The organism is Neorhizobium turbinariae (genome assembly GCF_023223505.1).
Lineage (GTDB): Bacteria > Pseudomonadota > Alphaproteobacteria > Rhizobiales > Rhizobiaceae > Neorhizobium > Neorhizobium turbinariae.
In genome coordinates, this window is sequence record NZ_JALPRY010000021.1 from 47,212 (window position 1) to 68,105 (window position 20,894).

At 61.0% G+C, this 20,894-nt stretch carries 21 protein-coding genes; 9 read left to right on the plus strand and 12 right to left on the minus strand.

The genetic code is table 11. From position 1 onward, the window contains the following. Positions 1-14 precede the first annotated feature (14 nt). Together pdxY and M0654_RS17875 are read left to right on the plus strand one after the other, a co-directional pair. Positions 15-890, plus strand: a complete 876-nt coding sequence (gene pdxY / locus M0654_RS17870; RefSeq protein ID WP_248684250.1) for a pyridoxal kinase PdxY — start codon at positions 15-17, stop codon at positions 888-890. A gap of 78 nt (positions 891-968) precedes the next feature. Further along, positions 969-1,643, plus strand: a complete 675-nt coding sequence (locus M0654_RS17875) for a carbonic anhydrase (protein ID WP_248684251.1) — start codon at positions 969-971, stop codon at positions 1,641-1,643. 19 nt (positions 1,644-1,662) lie between these two features. On the opposite strand, the gene M0654_RS17880 is transcribed toward M0654_RS17875, so the two are convergent. From M0654_RS17880 to M0654_RS17910, 7 genes are all read right to left on the minus strand, one after another. Next, entirely contained in the window at positions 1,663-2,475 is an 813-nt protein-coding gene (locus tag M0654_RS17880) for a lytic murein transglycosylase (RefSeq protein ID WP_390920697.1), read from the minus strand. A 200-nt stretch (positions 2,476-2,675) separates the two neighbouring features. Next, a complete protein-coding gene (locus M0654_RS17885) occupies positions 2,676-3,710 on the minus strand; it encodes an aspartate-semialdehyde dehydrogenase (protein WP_248684252.1) in 1,035 nt (344 codons plus the stop codon). A gap of 367 nt (positions 3,711-4,077) precedes the next feature. Then, positions 4,078-4,908, minus strand: a complete 831-nt coding sequence (locus M0654_RS17890) for a phosphatase PAP2 family protein (RefSeq protein WP_248684253.1) — start codon at positions 4,906-4,908, stop codon at positions 4,078-4,080. A gap of 121 nt (positions 4,909-5,029) precedes the next feature. Continuing rightward, entirely contained in the window at positions 5,030-6,139 is a 1,110-nt protein-coding gene (leuB, locus tag M0654_RS17895) for a 3-isopropylmalate dehydrogenase (RefSeq protein ID WP_118851089.1), read from the minus strand. Between the two features lie 104 nt (positions 6,140-6,243). Next, on the minus strand, positions 6,244-6,633 hold the full coding sequence (locus M0654_RS17900; protein ID WP_118851088.1) for a RidA family protein: 390 nt from the start codon (positions 6,631-6,633) through the stop codon (positions 6,244-6,246). Between the two features lie 12 nt (positions 6,634-6,645). Next, positions 6,646-7,251 (minus strand): 3-isopropylmalate dehydratase small subunit, encoded by a 606-nt coding sequence (gene leuD, locus M0654_RS17905; RefSeq protein WP_248684254.1) that lies wholly within the window; start codon positions 7,249-7,251, stop codon positions 6,646-6,648. Positions 7,252-7,374: 123 nt separating this feature from the next. Continuing rightward, positions 7,375-7,602 (minus strand): hypothetical protein, encoded by a 228-nt coding sequence (locus tag M0654_RS17910; RefSeq protein WP_248684255.1) that lies wholly within the window; start codon positions 7,600-7,602, stop codon positions 7,375-7,377. A 107-nt stretch (positions 7,603-7,709) separates the two neighbouring features. On the opposite strand from M0654_RS17910, the gene M0654_RS17915 reads away from it, so the two are divergent. Continuing rightward, entirely contained in the window at positions 7,710-8,612 is a 903-nt protein-coding gene (locus tag M0654_RS17915; protein WP_248684256.1) for an HpcH/HpaI aldolase/citrate lyase family protein, read from the plus strand. After that, a complete protein-coding gene (locus M0654_RS17920) occupies positions 8,609-8,815 on the plus strand; it encodes a DUF1737 domain-containing protein (RefSeq protein WP_118851084.1) in 207 nt (68 codons plus the stop codon). The genes M0654_RS17915 and M0654_RS17920 overlap by 4 nt, the downstream gene beginning before the upstream one ends. Positions 8,816-8,829: 14 nt before the next feature. Here M0654_RS17920 and M0654_RS17925 read toward each other — a convergent pair whose 3' ends face one another. Beyond that, on the minus strand, positions 8,830-9,267 hold the full coding sequence (locus tag M0654_RS17925) for a metallopeptidase family protein (RefSeq protein WP_118851083.1): 438 nt from the start codon (positions 9,265-9,267) through the stop codon (positions 8,830-8,832). 172 nt (positions 9,268-9,439) lie between these two features. Between M0654_RS17925 and M0654_RS17930 the strand changes: the two genes are divergently transcribed. The 5 genes from M0654_RS17930 (at position 9,440) to bfr (ending at position 16,225) form a co-directional block, all read left to right on the plus strand. Then, positions 9,440-10,375: an ImuA family protein gene (locus tag M0654_RS17930; protein WP_248684257.1), complete on the plus strand. Its 936-nt coding sequence runs from the start codon at positions 9,440-9,442 to the stop codon at positions 10,373-10,375. Then, positions 10,359-11,834 (plus strand): Y-family DNA polymerase, encoded by a 1,476-nt coding sequence (locus M0654_RS17935; RefSeq protein ID WP_248684307.1) that lies wholly within the window; start codon positions 10,359-10,361, stop codon positions 11,832-11,834. Before M0654_RS17930 ends, M0654_RS17935 begins: the two co-directional genes overlap by 17 nt. Next, positions 11,831-15,259 (plus strand): error-prone DNA polymerase, encoded by a 3,429-nt coding sequence (locus tag M0654_RS17940; RefSeq protein ID WP_248684258.1) that lies wholly within the window; start codon positions 11,831-11,833, stop codon positions 15,257-15,259. The genes M0654_RS17935 and M0654_RS17940 overlap by 4 nt, the downstream gene beginning before the upstream one ends. Positions 15,260-15,462: 203 nt before the next feature. Beyond that, the gene (locus M0654_RS17945) at positions 15,463-15,774 is read left to right on the plus strand and encodes a (2Fe-2S)-binding protein (RefSeq protein ID WP_248684259.1); all 312 of its coding nucleotides are present in this window, start codon (positions 15,463-15,465) and stop codon (positions 15,772-15,774) included. Further along, positions 15,740-16,225 (plus strand): bacterioferritin, encoded by a 486-nt coding sequence (gene bfr, locus M0654_RS17950; RefSeq protein ID WP_118851079.1) that lies wholly within the window; start codon positions 15,740-15,742, stop codon positions 16,223-16,225. Before M0654_RS17945 ends, bfr begins: the two co-directional genes overlap by 35 nt. An 87-nt stretch (positions 16,226-16,312) precedes the next feature. Here bfr and M0654_RS17955 read toward each other — a convergent pair whose 3' ends face one another. The 4 genes from M0654_RS17955 to M0654_RS17970 form a co-directional block, all read right to left on the minus strand. Further along, on the minus strand, positions 16,313-16,849 hold the full coding sequence (locus M0654_RS17955) for an RNA pyrophosphohydrolase (protein WP_248684260.1): 537 nt from the start codon (positions 16,847-16,849) through the stop codon (positions 16,313-16,315). A 10-nt stretch (positions 16,850-16,859) separates the two neighbouring features. Then, a complete protein-coding gene (locus tag M0654_RS17960) occupies positions 16,860-18,056 on the minus strand; it encodes a divergent polysaccharide deacetylase family protein (protein WP_248684261.1) in 1,197 nt (398 codons plus the stop codon). A 78-nt stretch (positions 18,057-18,134) separates the two neighbouring features. Next, complete coding sequence (locus tag M0654_RS17965) at positions 18,135-19,466, minus strand: S41 family peptidase (protein WP_248684262.1); 1,332 nt, start codon at positions 19,464-19,466, stop codon at positions 18,135-18,137. After that, positions 19,456-20,853 carry a murein hydrolase activator EnvC family protein gene (locus tag M0654_RS17970; protein WP_248684263.1) on the minus strand — a complete coding sequence of 466 codons (1,398 nt, stop codon included), beginning with the start codon at positions 20,851-20,853 and terminating at the stop codon, positions 19,456-19,458. Before M0654_RS17970 ends, M0654_RS17965 begins: the two co-directional genes overlap by 11 nt. Between the last annotated feature and the right edge of the window lie 41 nt (positions 20,854-20,894).

Consider the following 20,894-nt stretch of genomic DNA (forward strand, 5'->3'; position numbering starts at 1 on the left):
CGGAAGCGAAACACATGCAAGACAGCAGCAAGGCCATCATCGTCATTTCCAGCCATGTTGTACGAGGCTCGGTAGGAAATCGCGCAGCCGTTTTCGCCCTGGAAACGCTTGGTTTTCCCGTATGGGCTATGCCGACCGTGGTTCTTCCGTGGCATCCCGGTCATGGACCTTCTACTCGGTTGACTTTCCCCGAATCAGATTTCGATAAAGCTATAGACGATCTCATTCGCGCGCCATGGCTGGGTGAGGTAAAGGCGGTGCTGACGGGCTATTTCGGCAATGCAGACCAGCCGCGCGCGGTGGCGCGCCTGATCCGAGCGCTGAAGGAAAAGAACCCGGACCTGCTTTATGTCTGCGATCCCGTCATGGGCGACCTTGGGGGGCTTTACATTCCGCAGCCGACGGCCGAAGCCATTCGTGACGAGCTGATCCCGCTTGCAACGATTGCCACGCCCAATCGCTACGAGCTCGCCTGGCTCTCGGGCGCCCCGCTCGAAACCAATGCCGCGATCATGGATGCGGCCGTGGCGCTTGGTCCGCCTCGCATTCTCGTGACCTCGGCCGTGCCGATGATGGCGGGAGGCACGGGCAACCTCTACCTTACCGGAAAACATGCGCTGCTCGCCGAGCACCGCCTGATCGACAATCCGCCTAACGGGCTCGGCGATTTGCTGGGTGCCTTGTTCACCGGCCGGATCCTCGCGGGCATGGATGAGGAGAGGGCACTTCAGCTCTCGACGGCGAGCGTATTCGAGATTCTGGCGCGCACGTCCAAGCGCGGTGGCGACGAACTGACGCTCGAAACCGACGCGAACAGCCTCTCCACGCCGATGGCGATGGTACAGATGCGCCGGCTCGTGCATCCGCTGCAAAGCAAGCGGCAGCGTTAGGTCGCTGGCGCAGAATCACGGTTGATCTTCGACTGGCACCGTTGATCTTCGACTGGGTGAGGGATAAGCGTTTTAGCCATGACCGATTTTCCAAACAGGCTTCTTGCGGGTTACCGCAACTTCATGAGCGGTCGCTACACCGACGAGCGCGAACGCTACCGGCTCCTGGCTGAAAAGGGGCAGAAGCCCCACACGCTGCTGATTGCGTGTTGCGATTCACGCGCGGCGCCGGAAACAATCTTCGATTGTGGTCCGGGCGAACTGTTCGTGGTCCGCAACGTCGCCAACATGGTGCCGCGCTACGAGCCGGACAGCCAGTTCCATGGTACGTCGGCGGCAATCGAATATGCCGTGCAGGTGCTGGAGATCGACAATATCGTGGTGATGGGCCATGGCCGCTGCGGCGGCATCCAGGCGGCGCTCGACCCGAACCTCGAGCCGCTTTCGCCCGGTGACTTCATCGGCCGCTGGATGTCGCTGGTGAGGCCGGCCGCCGAACAGATCCAGAGCAACAACCTGATGACGGCAAGCGAGCGGCAGACCGCGCTGGAGCGCGTCTCCATCCGCAACTCGATTGCCAACCTGAAGACGTTCCCGTTTGTTCGCAACGGGATCGAAACCGGCGCGCTTGACGTCCATGGCGCCTGGTTCGATATTTCGACCGGCGAACTTTGGGTGATGGACGAGCAGGGCGACTTCATGCGCCCCGAGCTTAACGGCGTAGACGTTCAGGCCGAGCAGACCTCGGCCTGAGACTTACAGTCTTTTCTGATTACTTCCCGTCGATCTGCGCGCCGAGATAGGCGATGGCGCGCTGATAAACGCTTGCAGCGTTCCATCCCTGGATGGCGACGAAGTTCGGCTCGCCCGGCTGGTAACCAGCACCCGGACGCCAGCCATGGCCCTTCAGGAAGTTTGCAGTCGACGCCAGTGCGTCGGCACGCGAGCGGACCATGTCGACATGGCCGTCGCCGTCGCCGTCAGCGCCGTAACGGATGACGTTGAGCGGCAGGAACTGCGTCTGGCCGATTTCACCATGGGCGGCGCCACGGGCATTTACGCTGAGATCACCGCGGGCCACGAGCTGAAGTGCTGCGTAAAGCTGTTCGGTGAAATAGGCAGAGCGGCGGCAGTCGTAAGCGAGCGTTGCAACAGCCGAGAGCGTGTGCTGGTCGCCCATGAAGTTGCCGAAGCCGGTTTCCATGCCCCAGATCGCCAGCAGCGGACCTGCCGGCACCCCATAACGGCGCTCGATCGACGCCAGCAACTGGGCCTGGTTCTTCTTCATGGTCTTGCCGCGCGAAACAATCGCCGCTCCGCCGCGCTTCTTCAGGAATTCCTCGAAGGAAAGCTTGAAGCTTTTCTGGCCGCGGTCAGCGCTGATCGTGGCGCGGTTGTAGGAAACGTTGGCGAAAGCACGTTCCACGACCGACGGGTTGATGCCGTTGGCGGGTGCCACGCGCTTGAATTCATCGACCCAGCGGGCAAAGCCGGAAGAGTCATTGCCGCATTGAAGGGCAGCCAGTGCTGGATTGGCGGCCATGAAGCCCGAAGCGATCAATCCTGCCAGCAATATCTTTTTCATGCTGTCAAACCCGTTTCTAATGCCGGGCCGCTCGGCCGGAAGCGCCCGGAATGTGTGCTGAAGGCGGCCTTATGACGGTGCAAACAAACAATCGCAAGCCTGGGGCTCATGAATAGTTCGTGAACCCGGTGCGATGACAAGTAAACCCCGCCATTTCTGGCGAGGTCTACTACTTCAACATGCTTAATAATCCGATACGCTCAGGCTGCGGCCTTGCGCGGCTTGATCAGCGCGCGGTTGACCAGCAGTTCGGCGATCTGGACGGCGTTGAGAGCCGCGCCCTTGCGCAGGTTGTCGGAGACGACCCACATGTTGAGGCCGTTCTCGACGGTTGCGTCTTCGCGGATACGCGAGATGTAGGTGGCGTCTTCGCCGGCGCATTCGACCGGGGTGATATATCCGCCGTTCTCGTGCTTGTCGATGACGAGGCAGCCCGGTGCTTCGCGCAGGATCTCACGCGCCTGCTCAGCGGTGATCTCGTTTTCGAACTCGATGTTGACGGACTCGGAGTGGCCGATGAAGACCGGAACGCGCACGGCCGTGCAGGTGACCTTGATCTTGGGATCAAGCATCTTCTTGGTTTCGGCCAGGACCTTCCACTCTTCCTTCGTGTAGCCGTCTTCCATGAAGCTATCGATGTGCGGAATGACGTTGAAGGCGATGCGCTTGGTGAACTTCTTGGATTCGACCGGATCGGCGACGAAGACAGCGCGCGTCTGCGTGAAAAGCTCGTCCATGCCTTCCTTGCCGGCGCCCGAAACGGACTGGTAGGTCGAAACCACAACGCGCTTGATCTTCGCCACGTCGTGCAGCGGCTTCAGTGCCACGACGAGCTGGGCGGTCGAGCAGTTCGGGTTTGCAATGATGTTCTTCTTGGAGAAGGACGAGATCGCGTCAGCGTTGACTTCCGGAACGATGAGGGGCACCTCGGCGTCGTAACGCCAGGCGGACGAGTTGTCGATCACGACGCAGCCCTGCGCGCCGATCTTCGGCGACCACTTCTTGGACACATCGCCGCCAGCCGACATCAGGCAGATATCGGTATCGGAGAAATCGTAGTTCTCCAGGTTGGCAACCTTCAGCGTCTTGTCGCCGAAGGAAACTTCGGTGCCCTGGCTGCGGGCGGAAGCCAAAGCCACGACTTCATCGGCCGGGAAGCCGCGCTCGGAGAGGATGGTCAGCATTTCCCTGCCGACATTGCCGGTTGCTCCGGCGACTGCGATCTTGAAACCCATTATCTTGCTCTCTTTTCTGTCTCTCCTCGATCTGGTGAGGGGGAAGCCGCACCTTTAGCCGGCGCGGAGTTCCTGGTCCCCGGCCTTGCCGGGGAGAGAGCGGCGGGCCAGAGACGTCAGACGGTTTTCGTCGTCGTTTTGGCCTTGGTTTTGGAGAAAGCGGCAAAACATGCCCGTTGACCGGCCTGGAAGGCCGGCGATGCGAAAGCAGCGATGTGGTGCTCGCGGACGCGCATGGGTGTTTTCCCGTTCGCGAAGCTGTTTAGAAGATTTTTGGCGCGAGTCAAGGGAAGCATGGCAGGAGGGTCGTCACCCGCGCGGGTTGGACTGCGCAGGTCAGTTGTATTTGATTTGCGTCACAACGGCTTCAGGCCGGCTGGCGCGTGACGTCGACGGGTGTCGGTGGCTTGGGAGGCACGCCGCGGGGCGGCAGCGGCAGGGCCGTCCAGTTGGGCCGCAGCCCGAACGGGATCGGACGACGCAGCACCGGCCAACCGTCTGTCGCCTGGCGGAACAGGAGGCCGTGGCGGGCAAACATGATGGCGACGAGCAGCGAACACCAGGCGCCGAAGGTGAGGCCTGCCACCACGTCGCTCGGGTAATGCATGGCCACCAGCACGCGCGACAGGCCAAGCCACAGCGCCGAGATTACGAACAGGACCCGGTAGCGCGGTGCGAGAAGCGCAAGCACCATGAGAATGGCGCCGACCGTTGTCGCATGGCCGGAGGGGAAGCTTTCAAATCGCGAGTTATGCGCGAAGGGCTGGAAACCGAAGGCACCCCATTCGGCAAACATGCCTGGCCGGGCTCGACCGATCGCCCGTTTCAGCACGTTTGCAGCCAGTCCCGACAGAGAGACCGAGATCAACATGAAGGCGGCGATGTGGGTGACATACATGGCCTGGACGCGGGCCTTGCATGTCGGCGCCAGGCGCGTCACGGCCCAAGCTTCAAAGAACAGCAAGGCGCTTGCGAGCAGGACCCAGCCGGAATTGCCGAATTCGGTGACAATTCGGCCGATGCGCCTGAGGATATAAGGGGTGTGCGGCGCGTAGGATCCCACCGGTGTATCAAGGATCAGGAAGGCGATGAGGATCAGGTTGATCGTCACCAAAGCAAAAGACCACAGGCGCGGTAAAGGTGGCGCCGACCGGTAACGGTCGCGCCGTAGTCTTAGCTTGCCGATCGTGCGCTTCATCGACCTCTTCCAAAGGCAGGATTTCGCTCCTGCTTCTCCCATAGAATCCGAAACTTGGGTAGAGGTTGTGACCGCAGCAGGGGGCTAAGGCCTCCCGCGTCGGGAGGCCTTGATTCAAATGTCAGGCAGAGAGGCTTGCGAATTCCTTGAGGATCGCGTCGCCCATCTCGGTCGTGCCGACCTGACGGGCGCCTTCGGCCATGATGTCGCTTGTGCGGATGCCCTGGTCGAGCACGTTCGCGATCGCCTTTTCGAGGTTGTCGGCTTCCTTCACCATGTTGAAGGAATAGCGCAGGCACATGGCAAACGAGGCGATCATGGCGATCGGGTTGGCAATGCCCTTGCCGGCGATATCCGGCGCCGACCCGTGCACCGGCTCATAAAGCGCCTTGCGCTTGCCGGTCTTGGCGTCCGGTGCGCCGAGCGAGGCCGACGGCAGCATGCCGAGCGAGCCGGTGAGCATGGCCGCGACGTCCGACAGCATGTCGCCGAACAGGTTGTCGGTGACGATCACGTCGAACTGCTTGGGCGCACGGACAAGCTGCATGCCGCCGGCATCGGCCAGCATGTGTTCAAGCTTGACGTCCGAGTAGGAGCGCTTGTGGGTTTCCGTGACGACCTGGTTCCAAAGCACGCCCGACTTCATGACGTTGCGCTTTTCCATGGAGCAGACGGCGTTCTTGCGGGTGCGAGCCAGTTCGAAGGCGACGCCGGCGATGCGCTCGATCTCGTAGGTGTCGTAAACCTGGGTGTCGATGCCGCGCTTCTGGCCGTTGCCGAGATCGATGATCTCCTTAGGCTCGCCGAAATAAACGCCGCCGGTGAGTTCGCGAACGATCAGGATGTCGAGGCCTTCAACGAGTTCCGGCTTCAGCGAGGAAGCCGATGCCAGTGCCGGGTAGCAGATCGCGGGGCGAAGATTGGCGAAGAGCTCCATGTCCTTGCGCAGTCGCAGGAGGCCGGCTTCCGGGCGCACTTCATAAGGAACATGATCCCATTTCGGGCCGCCGACCGCGCCAAAGAGGACGGCGTCTGCTGCCATGGCCTTGGCCATGTCCTCTTCCGAGATCGCGGCGCCATGGGCGTCATAGGCGCTACCGCCGACGAGGCCTTCATCGAGTGCGAAATCGGCGCCCATCGCGTCGTTCATGTGGGCGATGATCTTGCGGACTTCGCCCATGGCCTCGGGGCCGATGCCATCACCGGGGAGGAGGAAGAGGTTCTTTGCCATGTATATCCCTTTTCACGAGCAGGCTCTTGATCCTCCCGCCGCGGGACATCCGCGTCTGGCATACCTCGTCCGAGCCTGCCGCGCAGGACGAGGCTTTTGATGGTTCAGGAAGCGCCGGCGCCGATACGAGCCGTCACCTCGATTTCGATCTTCATGTCCGGCGTGGTCAGCCCGCACACGACCATCGTCGCGGCGGGGCGGATGTCGGCAAACGTTTCGCCAAGAACCGCAACCACGGCATCGTAATCGGCCATGTCGACGAGGTAATAACGCACCCGCACAACATCCTGCAGGCCGCTGCCCGCCTCCTTCAATGCCTTTTCGATGGTGCCCAGCGCATTGCGGGTCTGGGCTGCAACATCATCCGGCATCTGCATCGTGGCATAATCGTAGCCGGTCGTGCCCGAGACATAGACCATGTCCCGGTCGACGACGGCACGCGAATAACCGATCCGCGCTTCAAAGGGCGATCCGGATGAGATGCGCTGGACCATGACGGGCTCCGGTCAGAGCCAGGGGCGCTGGGCGCTGGTCTTGTTTTCGAAGCTGCTGATGGCGCTGTCGCTCTTCAGCGTGGAGGCGATGTCGTCCAGGCCTTCGAGCAGGATGTGGCGGCGGCCGGGATCGATGTCGAAATGGATCGAGCCACCGTCGGGACCGGTGATTTCCTGGGCTTCTAGGTCAACCGTCAGGATGGCGTTGGCGCCACGCTCGGCATCGTCCATGAGCTTCTCCAGGTCTTCCGGAGAGACGACGATCGGCAGGATGCCGTTCTTGAAACAGTTGTTGTAGAAGATGTCCGCAAAGCTGGTGGAGATGACGCAGCGGATGCCGAAGTCGAGAAGCGCCCAGGGCGCGTGCTCGCGCGACGAGCCGCAGCCGAAATTATCGCCGGCGACCAGAATCTTGGCGTTGCGATAAGCGGGCTTGTTGAGAACGAAATCCGGATTTTCCGTGCCGTCGTCGTTGTAACGGGCTTCGGAGAAAAGACCCTTGCCAAGACCAGTGCGCTTGATGGTCTTGAGGTAATCCTTCGGAATGATCATGTCCGTGTCAATATTGATGACCGGAAGCGGCGCGGCTACGCCGGTGAGCTTTGTAAACTTTTCCATGATCGGCCTCCACATGGGGATGATGTGGAAGCTGCCTTAAAGCAAAAGTCCGGGAATTTGAAGGACTGTTTGGGGACAACCGGTACGCCGGAGGTCTGCGACCGGTTGCGCCATCGGCCCTGATTAAAGGTCGATGATTGTCCCGCGGCCGTCATTCCAGACGCGCATCTGGTCCTGCTTGACCTTTGCCTTCACCGGAACCGGCTTGAGGCGCATCGAAACCGCACGACCGATCGACAGGATTGCGAGCGTACCCGCAAACGCGACAGTCAGCGATGCCGTCAGGAGAGCCGCCATGGCAAGCACTGCGATGGCCGATACGATGACAAGGAATGCGCGGATGTTTTGCATGGACGATACCTTTCTCACCTGAGAATGTGGGCCCTGCGAGCCTTGCTTGCAAGGGCTTTGATAGCGCGCGGTATTGCCGCAGATCGAAAAGATTGGCAGAAAGCGGCATGCCCGCTTCAACCCAGAACAAACCTGCCTTGTCTCGCCTTCGGCGCTCGATCCTGAGCGTTCCTGCGGCAAACGCGAGGGCTTTGGAGAAAGTTCCTGGCCTCGACAGCGACGGTTTCATCTTCGATCTCGAGGATTCCGTGGCTCCGGAGAAGAAAGCGGAAGCCCGCGATCACCTTCGCGTGTTTTTTGAACGGCAAGATGTGAAGGGTCGTGAGACGGTCATTCGCATCAATCCGCTCGACACGGACTGGGGCCATGCGGACATGGAACTGGTCATTGAGGCTTCGCCCGATGCCGTTCTCATTCCCAAGGTCGAGCGCGTGGCGCAGATCCAGGAAGTTGCCGATCTCCTGTCAGAAGCGGGGGCACCCGACGAGCTCGCCATCTGGGCGATGATCGAGACGCCGAGAGGCGTCATCAATGCCCCGACGCTTGCCGGGGTGGACGAGCGGCTCAAATGTTTCGTGGTAGGGCTCAACGACCTGCGCAAGGCAACCGGCGTGCTGCCGCAGACGGGCCGCGCTTATCTCGTGCCCTGGCTGATGCAGATCGTTCTTGCCGGACGCGCCTATGGCATCGACGTGATCGACAGCGTCTTCAACGACTTCAAGGATATGGCAGGTTTCGAAGCCGAATGCGCGCAAGGCCGCGCCATGGGCTTTTCCGGAAAGATGCTGATCCACCCGAACCAGATCGAAGCCACTAACGCCCATTTCGGTCCGGATCCGGATGCGGTCCGGGAGGCTGAGGCGATCGTTGCCGCCTTTGCTCTTCCCGAGGCGCAAAGCCTCAATGTCATCAACCTTGATGGCAAGATGGTCGAGCGGCTTCACCTGGAAGAGGCCCAAAAGCTCCTGGACCTCGCGCATATCATCGCAGAACGAAAGAAAACCTCATGAAGCTCTACCGCTTTCTCACCGGCGCAGACGACTCCGCTTTCTGCCACAAGGTCTCATTGGCCCTCTCCAAGGGCTGGGAACTGCATGGCTCGCCGACCTATGCCTTCAACGCCACCACCGGCGAGATGCAGTGCGGCCAGGCCGTTACCAAGACCGTGCATGGCAAGGAATACGACCCGAGCATGAAACTCGGCGAGCAATAAGCGCCTTCTGAAGGTCAGCGCTGGGCAGCATCCTCGGCGCTGGCTTCGATCCGCTCCATGTCATCATCGCTCAAGCCAAAATGGTGGCCGATCTCGTGGATCAGGACATGGGTGATGATGTCGCCAAGCGTCTCATCGTTTTCAGCCCAGTAGTCGAGGATGGGCCGGCGATAAAGCCGGATGCGGTTCGGCAACTCGCCGGTTTCCATGGAAAACCGTTCCGAGATGCCGCGCCCTTCAAACAGGCCGAGAAGATCGAACGGTGTTTCGAGCGCCATGTCCTCGAAGACCTCGTCATCGGGAAAATCTTCGATTTCGATCGTCAGGTTGGTTGTAAGTGCCCGGAATTCCTCAGGAAGATTGCCATAGGCCTCTATCGCCAGCGACTCGAACGTGCTGATCGTCGGCGCGTGCCGATCCTGCCAATCTTCGGTCTGGTTTATGCGGGCCATGGGCTCTCCTTCTTGTCAGGCCGATATAGTGCCTTCCCGAAATTTTTTCGAGAGAAGAATCATCGGCATAGCATGCAGGAAAAGATTCCTTTCCGATTCCTCTGTTGACTCTTTTTGAGCCCTCTGGAATCCATAAGAACATAAAGTGAACATGATGAATGGAGCTGACGCCATGGCCGCCAACGCCACGGCGCAGGAGACTATTTTTGCCCTGCGCGAACAGATCGCCAAGATGGAAGGAAAACCGCTTCCGGCGCTGGCTGCAGCGCAACAGGCAGAGATTGCCGTTCAACCGGAAAAGCAGAAAGCAAAGGGCGAAAAGCGTATTCCGTTCAGCATTCCGGTTCTGGATGATGCCATGGAAGGCGGCATTCCGTTGAACGGGGTCACCGAAATCCGCACCCGGTTGATGGGCGATGCCGGTGCCGTCAACGGTTTTACGCTGGCGCTTGCCGCTTACGTGAAGGCGCGGGAGCTTGCCGATGCTCCGGTTCTGTGGATCGGCGACGTCGTGTCGACGCTGGAAGCGGGGGCTCCTTATGCGCCCGGCATCAGGCGGTTCGGCCTGCAGCCGAAGGACATGCTCTATGCCTCGCCCCGCAAGCTGGAAGATGCCCTGTGGCTCGCTGAAACGGCGGTTGGCAGCGGAGCGCTCGCTGCAACCATTCTCGAACTTCGCGGCAACCTGAAACATTTCGGGCTGACCGAAAGCCGCAGGCTTAGCCTGCGCGCCAAGGCCGTGGGACGGCCCCTTTTTCTGATGCGACATGCAGGCGAAGAAGAAGCAAGCAGTGCTTCCTTCCGCTTTCTTGTCGAGCCAGCGCCGGCTTCCGAGCGGCGCCTGACGGATGGATCACTGCTTGGCGGCAGCGTGGGCCATCCGGTTTTCCGACTCACCTTGGAGAAGAGCCGCAATCCGGCTCCGCTCTCCGTTCTTCTGGAGTGGAACCCCAATGACCGTCAATTTTTCCTTGGCCGACAGGCAGGAGAAACCTTTACCCATCGCAACGCACCAGCGCATCCTGGCGCTCGTATTCCCGCATCTGCCGACCGACAGGGTCGCCCGCCGGCTCTGGGGCATATCGTGGCGTTTGAAAGGGCGTCCTGATCATCCGCCACTGTTGTGCGCCGGGCGGCGCGACAATGCGCAGCGGCTGACGGCGCTCGATGAGGTGAGCGAAAGCCTCGGGCTGAAGCTCGGCCAGGGGCTCGCGGAAGCGCGCGCCATGTTCCCACAGATCGATGTGGTGGATGAGGACGAGGCAGCGGACCGGGCCCTGCTCGAGGCCATTGCCGACTGGTGCGACCGCTACACACCACTTGTGTCGCTCGACGGGCCGAACGGGCTCTTTCTCGACATTACCGGCTGCGCGCATCTTTTCGGCGGCGAGGAGGTGATGCTCAAGGACATTCTTGGGCGGCTCTTCCAGATCGGATTTGATGTCAAAGGCGCCATTTCTTCTTCTCCGGCACTCTCCTGGGCAGCCTGTCGTTTCGGGGAGGGTGGCATTATCCCGCAGGGCGTGGCGGATGAGGTGCTTGCTCCGCTGCCGGTCGAGGCGCTGCGCATCGATCAAGGTGTCGCCGCCTCGTTGCGCAAGGTCGGCTTGAAACTGATCGGCGATCTCCTTCACATGCCGCGGGCTCCGCTCGCCCGCCGCTTCGGCATGCAGCTTCTGCTTCGCCTCGACCAGGCGCGCGGTGCCAACGAAGAAGCCATTTCGCCCCGACGACCCGTTGCCGCCTTATCGGCTGAACGCAAGCTGGCCGAGCCAATTGCAACCGAGGACGATATTCTGGAACTCACCGGCCAGGTGGCCAATTCTCTGAAGTCCGGGCTCGAGGCGCGCGGCGCCGGGGGGCGGCTGTTCGAGCTTGTGCTTTTCCGGATCGACGGGCGGGTGTTCAGGATCGCTGCCGGTGCATCGCAGCCGCTACGCGATCCCCAACGCATCTCGAAACTGTTTTGCGAGCGCCTCACCGCCGTTCATGATGATCTCGATGCCGGGTATGGTTTCGAGCTCCTGCGTCTCAACGTGCTGCAGCATGAAGCTTTCCAGAACGCGCAGGGAAACTTCACGGCCGACAATAACGGCGAGGTCCCGCTTGCCGATTTTGTTGACCGTGTCTCGGCCAGGCTCGGTGCCGGCTGCCTGCAAGTCGCCCGGCTGAAGCATAGCCATGTGCCGGAACGGGCAGAGGTTTTTATTCCTGCCATTGCGACATGGTCGTCCGAAGACCGGGCCGAGGAGCTTCTTACTTTTTTCCCGAATGCCGACCGGCCCCTGCGGCTTTTCCGCCATCCGGAGCCTGTTGAGGCAATTGCCGCCACCGTGCCGGACGGACCGCCGCAACGGTTTCGCTGGCGGCGCATCCTGCACCAGGTCGTGAGAGCCGAGGGTCCTGAGCGGATATCGCCGGAATGGTGGTTCGATCCGGAAAATGCGCAGGAGCGGGATTATTTCCGGTTGGAAAGCGATGCCGGTCGCCGCTTCTGGGTGTTCAGGCGCGGGCATTATCTTCCCGGTAACGCGCCCACCTGGCATGTCCACGGGATCTTCGCATGAGACAGGCGCCGCCATTCTTCGAGATCGGCGCCAAGACCAACTTTTCCTTTCTGGAAGGGGCGGCCCGGCCTGAGGAAATGGTGGTGGCGGCGAGCATCTTTGGCTTGTCGGGGCTTGGCATTGCCGACCGCAATTCGGTGGCGGGCGTGGTGCGCGCCCATAGCCACGTGAAGGAAATGCGGGAGGTGTTCGACCGCCAGCAGACGCAGGGCAAGAAGAAGGACGAGCCGGATGCCCCCAAGCCCTGTGCCCTTCATCCTGGCGCCCGTCTGGTTTTCTCCGACGGCACGCCAGAGGTCCTCGCTTATCCGCAGAACCGGAAGGGCTGGGCCAATCTGTGCCGGCTGCTGAGCCGCGGGAACCTGCGCACCGAAAAAGGCTCCTGCATTCTGGAGGAATGGGATTTCCTGGAATGGTGCGACGAGATGATGCTCGCCGTGGTTCCGGATTACCGGCGCGCCGAAAACAAAGATTACATGCTGGACCTCGGCCGCAGGCTGAAGGACTACCGCAAGCGGTTCGGGCGGCGGATCTACCTGGCGCTGACGCCGACCTATGATGGACGCGATGCCTTTGTTTTCGCAGCCTTCGCTCAGCTTGCTCAGGGAAGCGACTTGCCGCTTCTGGCGACCAACCGGCCCGCGTTCCACCTTCCGGCGCGCCGGTCCCTGTCGGATGTCGTCACGGCGATCCGTGAGCATGTGACAATCCGGGAGGCCGGTTTCCGGTTTGCGCCGAATGGCGAACGCTACATCAAGCCGCCCAGTGAGATGGCGCGGCTTTTCCACGCTTATCCCGAGGCTGTTTCCAACACGCAGGCGTTCTGCAGGAGCCTGCAATTTTCGCTCGATGAACTGAGCCACAATTATCCGGATGAGAGCATTCCGGGTGAAACCATGGCCGAAACGCTGGAGCGGCTGACATGGGAAGGCGCTCACCGGCGGTATCCCGAGGGTATTCCTCAAAAGGTCAGCGAGCAGATCCATGAGGAACTCGCCCTCATTCAAAAGATGGGATACGAGCCCTACTTCCTCACCGTGCGCCATATCGTCTGGCATGCCCGACATGTCCTGGGGATCCTGTGCCAAGGGCGCGGATCCGCGGCCAATTCCACCGTCTGTTATTGCCTGGAGATCACCGAGGTGGACCCGATGTCCACCACATTGCTGTTTGCCCGCTTCATTTCGACCGAGCGCAACGAGCCGCCGGATATCGACGTGGATTTCGAGCACGCACGCCGGGAAGACATCATCCAATATATCTACAAGCATTACGGCTATCGGCATGCGGGCCTCACCGCCGCGATCACCAGCTACCGCACCCGTATGGCAGGGCGCGAGGTGGCAAAGGCTTTCGGGCTTTCGGAGGATGTGCAGGCTGCCCTTTCCAGCACCGTGTGGGGGTGGTCGGAAGACGGGATTTCGGAGCGGGAGGCCAAGGTCGCAGGGCTCGATATCAACGACCGGACCACGCGGCAGGTGATCGCGCATGCCAAGGAATTGATGGGCTTTCCGCGCCATCTCACCCAGCATGTCGGCGGTTTCCTGATCACCCGCGACCGGCTCGACGAGGTCGTGCCGATCATGAAGACGGCGATGCCCGGCCGCTACATGATCGAATGGGACAAGGATGACCTTGACACGTTGAAGCTCCTGAAGATCGACGTGCTGGCGCTCGGCATGCTGACCTGCCTCAAGAAGTGCCTGGACCTGATGGAAAGCCATTATGGGCAGCAGAAGACATTGAACTGGTTCACCAAGAACGACAAGGATCAGAATGTCTATGACATGATCTGCCGGGCCGACACGATCGGTGTCTTCCAGATCGAAAGCCGGGCGCAGATGAGCATGCTGCCACGGCTTCGGCCGCGCAGGTTCTACGATCTCGTCATCGAAGTGGCGATCGTCCGGCCGGGCCCGATCCAGGGCAATATGGTGCATCCCTACCTGAAGCGGCGGGACATGCAGAACCGGGGAGAAGAGATCCCGTATGAAAGGCCTGAGCTGAAGGAGGTGCTGGTCCGCACGCTCGGTGTTCCGCTGTTCCAGGAGCAGGCAATGCAGATCGCCATCACGGCCGCTGGTTTCGAACCGGCCAAGGCCGACAGGCTGCGCCGCTCGATGGCAACCTTCAAGCGGTCGGGCCGCATCGAGAAGTTCAGAAACGACTTCATCAACGGGATGCTCAAGAACGAATATTCGCAAGAGTTTGCGGAAAGCTGCTTCAGCCAGATCGAGGGATTTGCCGAATATGGCTTTCCCGAAAGCCATGCAGCATCCTTTGCGCTTCTGGTTTACGCTTCATCCTGGATCAAGACCTATTACCCGGATGTCTTCTGTGCGGCGATCCTGAACTCCCAGCCCATGGGTTTTTATGCGCCGGCGCAGCTTATTCGCGATGCCGCAGAACACGGGGTGAAGATCCTGCCCGTGGACGTTAACCGGTCGGATTGGGACTGTACGCTCGTGGAAAGCGGCTTCGACAAGAAGACCATCAACCGGCGGCACCAGTCGATGCGCGATGTCATCAAGACACGGTATGCGGTGCGGCTTGGGCTCCGGTATGTCAAAGGCCTGCCCGAGAGGGAGGTGGTGGAAAAACTGATCGCCAATCGCGGATCGGGCTACACTTCCATCCACGATGTCTGGCTCCGCTCCGGCCTCGACAAGGCCGATATTACGCGGCTGGCCGATGCGGATGCTTTTGGTAGCCTGGGCCTGCGGCGGCGTGAGGCGCTTTGGGCCGTCCAGGGGCTGGATAAGGGCAAGGTCCGCGACCGTCTTCCTCTTCTGGATGCGCCCGATAATGCCGACCTGCGACCGGAGCCGGAACTCAACCTTCCGCAAATGCTGCCGGGCGAGGAGGTGATCGAGGATTACCGTTATCTGAAGCTTTCGCTGAAGGGGCACCCGGTCGCCTTCCTGCGGGATGACTTCAAGCGGATGGGCATCACCCGCAGCGTCGATCTCCTGTCGATCCCGAACAACCGGCGAGTGACGATCGGCGGCATCGTGCTGGTGCGCCAGCGGCCGGGCTCGGCCAAGGGGGTGATCTTCATGACACTCGAGGATGAGACAGGGATGGCAAATGCGATCGTCTGGCCCAAGGTGTTTGAACAATACCGGCCGGTCGTCATGGGCGCGCGCATGGTGAAGATCACCGGCAAGCTGCAAAGCGTGCACGGCGTCATCCACACGGTGGTGGAGCATATCGAAGACATCACGCCAATGCTCGGGCTGCTGCAGAAGGAGGCGCGCCGGTTCGCGGCGTCAGTTCGCTCTGATGAAACGCTCAACTCGGGTTGCGGCAGCTACAGGGGCCGAGGGAAAACCGGCAGCGGAAACAGCCGGCAGTCGGTCGACCAGGGCCAGTTGTTCTCAGCCGAGGCCGGCAGCGTGATGCCGAAGGGGCGAAATTTCCATTGAGGGTGTGGCCATAAACCTTCGTGACAGGAGGCGCCCGCGGCCATCAGATGGCCTTGTTCTGCAGCATTATCGCTGGCGTGCCGGGTGGCTGGTCCGCTGCCGGACATTCCCCCTGGAGCTCGCGTTGTTTTTTCTTGACATCTAATATCCTCTTTCGCAAATAAAGAGGACGCCACTGGTCAGGTTTAGCAGGTCGACCGAGAATGCTGGTTTGCAGTTGCAATTACATTACCGATAAAGACATCAAAGACACGATTGTCCAACTCCTAGACGAAGACTGTTGGCAGTTGATCGTTCCGGCAAAAGTTTATCACGCCATGTCCAAACGCGGTCGCTGCTGCGGCTGCTTCCCCAACGTGGTGGACCTGATCATCCGCACGAGCGAAGAATATCATGCCATGCGGCACTCGACGGAAGCCGAGCTGACCGTATATATGTCCCGCCTGAGACAATTCCACGAAGAGAACAGGAGAGCGGACATTGAAAGGCGACTTAAAGGTCATCGAGCGGCTTAACGAGGCCCTCTTTCTCGAACTCGGCGCAGTCAACCAGTACTGGCTGCACTATCGCCTTCTCAACGACTGGGGCTTCACCAAGCTCGCGAAGAAGGAGCGTGCCGAATCCATCGAGGAAATGCAGCATGCGGATCGCCTGATCGACCGCATCATCTTCCTCGAAGGTCACCCCAATCTCCAGACGGTTGCGCCGCTGCGCATTGGCCAGAACGTCAAGGAAGTTCTGGAAGCCGATCTTGCCGGCGAATATGACGCCCGCAACGCCTACAAGGCATCCCGCGACGTCTGTCACGCCGCCGGCGACTATGTCTCCATGAAGCTGTTCGAAGAGCTGCTGATGGACGAAGAAGGCCATATCGACTTCCTCGAAACCCAGCTCGACCTGCTCGCCAAGATCGGTGAAGAGAAGTACGGCCTGCTCAACGCAGAATCGGCTGAAAGCGCCGAGTAATCCGAAACCTACAGTGGCCCCACTTGTTCGGGTGCCACTGGTCTTAGGCCTGATGCGGCGACAGTGAGAAGTCGCCGCGTTGGCCGCTCAGGCGATCGGCTTCGCCAGATGCGCGAACTCTGCGACGACTCGGTCGTAGACCGCCCGCTTGAAGGGCACGATCAGGCCGGGAATCTCCGCCATCGGCTTCCATTCCCAGGCATCAAATTCCGGCTGGTGACCGCCCGGCGGCGGGTTGATCGCGATTTCGCTCTCGTCGCCTTCGAAGCGGAACGCAAACCACCGCTGGGTCTGGCCTCGGTATTTTCCCTTAAGCCCGATGCCGATTAGATGCGCCGGCAGGTCATAGTTGATCCAGTCGCGCGATTGGCCCAGCAGCGTCACCGACTTCATGCCGGTTTCTTCGTAAAGTTCGCGATAGGCGGCGGGCAGGGGATCTTCGCCCTTGTCGATGCCGCCCTGCGGCATCTGCCAGAGCTGCGGAGATCCGTCATATTCCGAGTTGCCTTCGGCGATGCGGCGGCCGGCCCACACAAGGCCTTGCCGGTTCAACACCATGACGCCAACGCAAGGGCGGTAGGGCAGGTCTTCGGCGCGCATCGGGCTTTTTGCAGTCTCTGTCATGGTTATCCGATCAGGGTGCGACACTCTCGGAGGCAAGCGTCGAGACGCCAACGATCTCGATACCGCGCTGGCTTGCTTCCTCGCTCCACTTCCTTATTGCGGCGACGCTTTCGTTGAAAGCCGAAGCGACACCGATCGCGCTGCCCTTGCGGGCTGCGATACGCTCCAGCTCATCGAGCTTCTTGAGGATGGCGTCCGTCTGCAACTGGCCGTCGAGCGTCAGGTCGGCAAAGGCGTGCGGAAGCTGGATCGTTTTCGATATGACCTCGGTGCGCGATTGGGCGGAGGTGCCGTCGTCGAGGAACAGCAGGCCACGTTTTGAGATGTCCCGCAGCACCGGCTCCAGCGCGTCGGGGTCCGAGAGGAAGCGGGCGCCGAGGTAGTTCATGATGCCGGTATAGTTGGTGATCCGGCCCATGGCGCTGTGGAGGCGGTTGAGGTTCTCCTTGGCCGAGCTCTTCACCAGCAGCGTATCAGGACCGGGGTCGTTCGCCGGATAATCGAAGGGCTCCAGCGGCAGTTGCACCAGGATCTCGTGGCCGCTGCGTCGCGCCTCCTGCATCCAGCGCTGCAGGCTGTTGCCGCTTGCTGCAAAGGCGAGCGTTACGCCTGCCGGCAGTTCCCTGATCGCGTGCTGGGTGCCAGTCTGGCTGAGCCCAAGACCGCTGACAACGATGGCGATGCGGGTGCCGCGCGCACCGGACCATGGCCGGGCATATTGGTCCATCGGACGCAGCCCATCCGGCCCGATGATGGGAAGCCGCCCGTGCGGTGAATCTTCGAGGAGAGCTTCGTTGGGCTGGGCTGCAACGCGTGGATCCTGCCCGACGCGCTGGGCATTGATGAGCACTGGCCCGCTGCCATCGCGCGCCCGCGGCGAGTACTTCGTAACGACTGATCCGTCGTCCGTCGTCGTCCGCTCGATCGTTGCACCGGAATTGGGATTGGAGAGCGGCATGCCCGCCGGTTGCTGGTTTGCGGCGCGATCAGTGTTCGCAGTTGTTGCCGCAGCTTCCGGCTTCGCGCTGGATGCTTCGTTCGGCGCGACCTGCTTCAGCGCCTCGTCGCCTTGCATGGCATAGAACGACAGGCCTAGTACGGCCGCGACAGCAATAATGGAAAGAAGACGTGCGGAAGAAAGGATGCGGCGTTTCGGCCGTGCAGGCGGCCGGTCCTGCCCAAGCGGTGCGTGGAAATCAGTTCCCAAGTTCAGTCCCGCATCAGCTTTGCGCAAAGCAGATGCGGCCAGCGTTCCGAATTGGGACGCTGGCCGCGTGAAGGTGGATTACTTCTTGATGTTGGCGGCAGCCTTTTCCGGGTTCGGCGGGAAAGCCGGATCCGTCTTGTCGCCGCGCAGCAGGTCCATCGCGTAGTTGAGCTGGATGTCGACCTTGGTTTCCGGCGGGACGTAAGCAACCGAGCCTGAACCTTCTTCGGTTTCGGCGGCACCCTGGATGTGACCACGCAGGCTGGATTCACCTTCAGCACGCACGCGGCCCTGCAGTTCCGGCGGCAGCGGCTGCTCGACCTTGATGTCCGGGTTGATGCCCGTGCCCTGGATCGACTTGCCCGACGGCGTGTAATAGAGCGCCGTCGTTAGGCGCAGTGCACCGGCGTCACCAAGCGGGATGATGGTCTGGACCGAACCCTTGCCGAAGGAACGCGTGCCGACAACGGTGGCGCGGCGCAGGTCCTGCAGCGCACCGGCGACAATTTCCGAAGCGGAAGCGGAGCCGCCGTTGACGAGCACGATCACCGGCTTGCCATCGGTCAGGTCGCCCGGGCCGGCGTTGAAGCGGCGGGTTTCTTCCGCATTGCGGCCGCGGGTGGAAACCACTTCGCCGCGCTCCAGGAAGGCGTCGGAGACGTTGATCGCCTGATCCAGAAGACCGCCCGGGTTGAGGCGCAGGTCAAGCACGTAACCCTTCAACTGGTCAGCCGGAACCTCTGCCTTGATCTTCTTGATCGCCTTTTCGAGGTCGTCATAGGTCTTCTCGCTGAAGGAGATGACGCGCAGGTAGCCGATATTGCCACCTTCAACGCGCGACTTGACCGCACGAACCGCGATGATGTCCCGAACAACGGTGATGTCGAGCGGCTTGTCGGCACCCTGGCGGATGACCGTCAGCTTGATCGGCGTGTTGACCGCGCCGCGCATCTTTTCGACGGCTTCTTCCAACTTCAGGCCACGGACGGGCTTGCCGTCGATTTCCGAGATGAAGTCGCCTGCCAGGATGCCGGCCTTGGAAGCGGGCGTATCGTCGATCGGCGTGATGACCTTGACGAGCTCGTTTTCCATGGTGACTTCAATGCCGAGACCGCCGAACTCGCCGCGCGTCTGCGTGCGCATGTCCTCGGCATCCTTGGCATTCATGTAGCTCGAATGCGGATCGAGCGAGGTCAGCATGCCGTTGATGGCGTTCTCGACCAGTTTCTGCTCATCCGGCGGCGTCACGTACTGGGCACGTACGCGTTCGAACACATCACCGAAGATGGACAGTTCCTTGTATGTGGACGGGCCGGCGGCTTGCGCTGGCATGCCGGCGGAATAAATCACGCTCATCGCAGTTGCGCCCATCAGCGCGCCAACGATCACAAGAGAAGCCCTACGAATCATTTCGTGCCCTTCCAGTTTCCTTCGCGGCCCACCACGGCTTAGAATCAACCGGAGTGCCGTCTTTTCGAAATTCAATGTAAAGCGTTGGACGATCTGTTTCCAGCGCCAATGCCATTGCACTTGCCACTCTTTTCTCACCCATCACGGCAATGGGTTCGCCTGCAAATACGAACTTTCCCTGCCGCGCATTCACTTGGTCCATGCCGGTGAGAACGAGATGATATCCGTCTCCGGCATTGAGGATGATGGTTTGACCGTAGCTACGAAAAGCACCGGCGAACACGACTAGGCCATCCGCTGGCGCGGTTACGACCGCACCTGGATTGGAAGCAACCGTCATGCCCCTTGCCGTGTGACCCGTCCCATCGGCATCACCGAACCAACGCAATACTTCTCCCGCCACAGGAAGCTCCAGCTTCTGCTTGAGGCTTGAAAACGCATATGCGGGCGCAATGCGGTTTTTGTCAGGCACGCCGCTTTCGGCCAGTTGCCGGGCTTTTTCGCGCTCCGCCTCCGACATCAGCCGTTGCCGTTCTTCTTCCGCCCGCGCCTGGTCAATCGCTTCCCGCACGGAGGCGATCTCGCTTTCGAGCGACTGGATCAGCCCGTCGAGCGTGTTGGCGCGGCCTGCGAGTTCTTCCGAGCGGCGACGTTCGGCGTCAAGCTCGGCGACGCTCTGCTGGTTCAGCTTGTCGTTTTCGGCGAGGAGCAGATCCATGCGCCGCTCTTCCTCTAGGCTGGCGCTGATCGTTTCGGAGACGGCCTTCTTCTCTACCTCTGCCTGCGCCTGTAGCGCCACAAGTTCGCGCAGGTCCGCGACCAGCTTTTCGGCTTCTCCACGCATTCCGGGAACGACGGCGCCGAGTAAGATCGCGCTGCGGACGGATGCCAGCGCGTCATCGGGCGTGACGAGGAGCGCGGGCGGCGGGTTGCGGCCCATGCGCTGGAGCGCGCCCAGCACTTCAGCAAGAACCGCGCGGCGACTGCGCAGGGAAGCGTGGATCTTGTCCTGCTCGACCTTGAGATCGGTGATGCGCTTTTCGCTTGCAGAGATCTTCTCCTCGAACTCCTTGCGGCGCGCGGCGGATGCGATCAGGGCCTGGCGGATGTCGGCACTGTTCTTGCGCGTGTCGGCGATGCTGCGTTCGATCGCTGCCATCTTCTCAAGCGACAGCTTCATCGTCTTGGTGAGCACTTCCAGCTCACCGCGCGTCTCGTTGCGGCGGCGCTGAAGATCGGCAGTGGGGTCTACGGTCTGTTCGGAGGGGGAGGCGTCAGCTGTTTGCGCTGCGGCCTGCGGAACGCACAACGGAGGACAGAGCAGCGACAGGCCAAGCCCCGCCGCCAACAGCAGAGCCCTTCGGTGCGATCGCGTCTGGTGCCTCATTTGAACCCCGAATTCTCGCCGGATCAGGAAAAGCCTAAGCT

Bases quoted from the DNA above. Each gene is read 5' to 3' on its own strand.
- M0654_RS17930 (WP_248684257.1), top strand. From the start codon at position 9,440: ATGGCCGCCAACGCCACGGCGCAGGAGACTATTTTTGCCCTGCGCGAA.
- M0654_RS17925 (WP_118851083.1), bottom strand. From the start codon at position 9,267: ATGGCCCGCATAAACCAGACCGAAGATTGGCAGGATCGGCACGCGCCG.
- leuB (WP_118851089.1), bottom strand. From the start codon at position 6,139: ATGGCAAAGAACCTCTTCCTCCTCCCCGGTGATGGCATCGGCCCCGAG.
- M0654_RS17890 (WP_248684253.1), bottom strand. From the start codon at position 4,908: ATGAAGCGCACGATCGGCAAGCTAAGACTACGGCGCGACCGTTACCGG.
- M0654_RS17965 (WP_248684262.1), bottom strand. From the start codon at position 19,466: ATGATTCGTAGGGCTTCTCTTGTGATCGTTGGCGCGCTGATGGGCGCA.
- M0654_RS17880 (WP_390920697.1), bottom strand. From the start codon at position 2,475: ATGAAAAAGATATTGCTGGCAGGATTGATCGCTTCGGGCTTCATGGCC.
- M0654_RS17920 (WP_118851084.1), top strand. From the start codon at position 8,609: ATGAAGCTCTACCGCTTTCTCACCGGCGCAGACGACTCCGCTTTCTGC.
- M0654_RS17970 (WP_248684263.1), bottom strand. From the start codon at position 20,853: ATGAGGCACCAGACGCGATCGCACCGAAGGGCTCTGCTGTTGGCGGCG.
- M0654_RS17875 (WP_248684251.1), top strand. From the start codon at position 969: ATGACCGATTTTCCAAACAGGCTTCTTGCGGGTTACCGCAACTTCATG.
- M0654_RS17915 (WP_248684256.1), top strand. From the start codon at position 7,710: ATGCCCGCTTCAACCCAGAACAAACCTGCCTTGTCTCGCCTTCGGCGC.
- M0654_RS17955 (WP_248684260.1), bottom strand. From the start codon at position 16,849: ATGACAGAGACTGCAAAAAGCCCGATGCGCGCCGAAGACCTGCCCTAC.
- M0654_RS17900 (WP_118851088.1), bottom strand. From the start codon at position 6,633: ATGGTCCAGCGCATCTCATCCGGATCGCCCTTTGAAGCGCGGATCGGT.
- M0654_RS17910 (WP_248684255.1), bottom strand. From the start codon at position 7,602: ATGCAAAACATCCGCGCATTCCTTGTCATCGTATCGGCCATCGCAGTG.
- leuD (WP_248684254.1), bottom strand. From the start codon at position 7,251: ATGGAAAAGTTTACAAAGCTCACCGGCGTAGCCGCGCCGCTTCCGGTC.
- M0654_RS17945 (WP_248684259.1), top strand. From the start codon at position 15,463: ATGCTGGTTTGCAGTTGCAATTACATTACCGATAAAGACATCAAAGAC.
- M0654_RS17885 (WP_248684252.1), bottom strand. From the start codon at position 3,710: ATGGGTTTCAAGATCGCAGTCGCCGGAGCAACCGGCAATGTCGGCAGG.
- M0654_RS17940 (WP_248684258.1), top strand. From the start codon at position 11,831: ATGAGACAGGCGCCGCCATTCTTCGAGATCGGCGCCAAGACCAACTTT.
- pdxY (WP_248684250.1), top strand. From the start codon at position 15: ATGCAAGACAGCAGCAAGGCCATCATCGTCATTTCCAGCCATGTTGTA.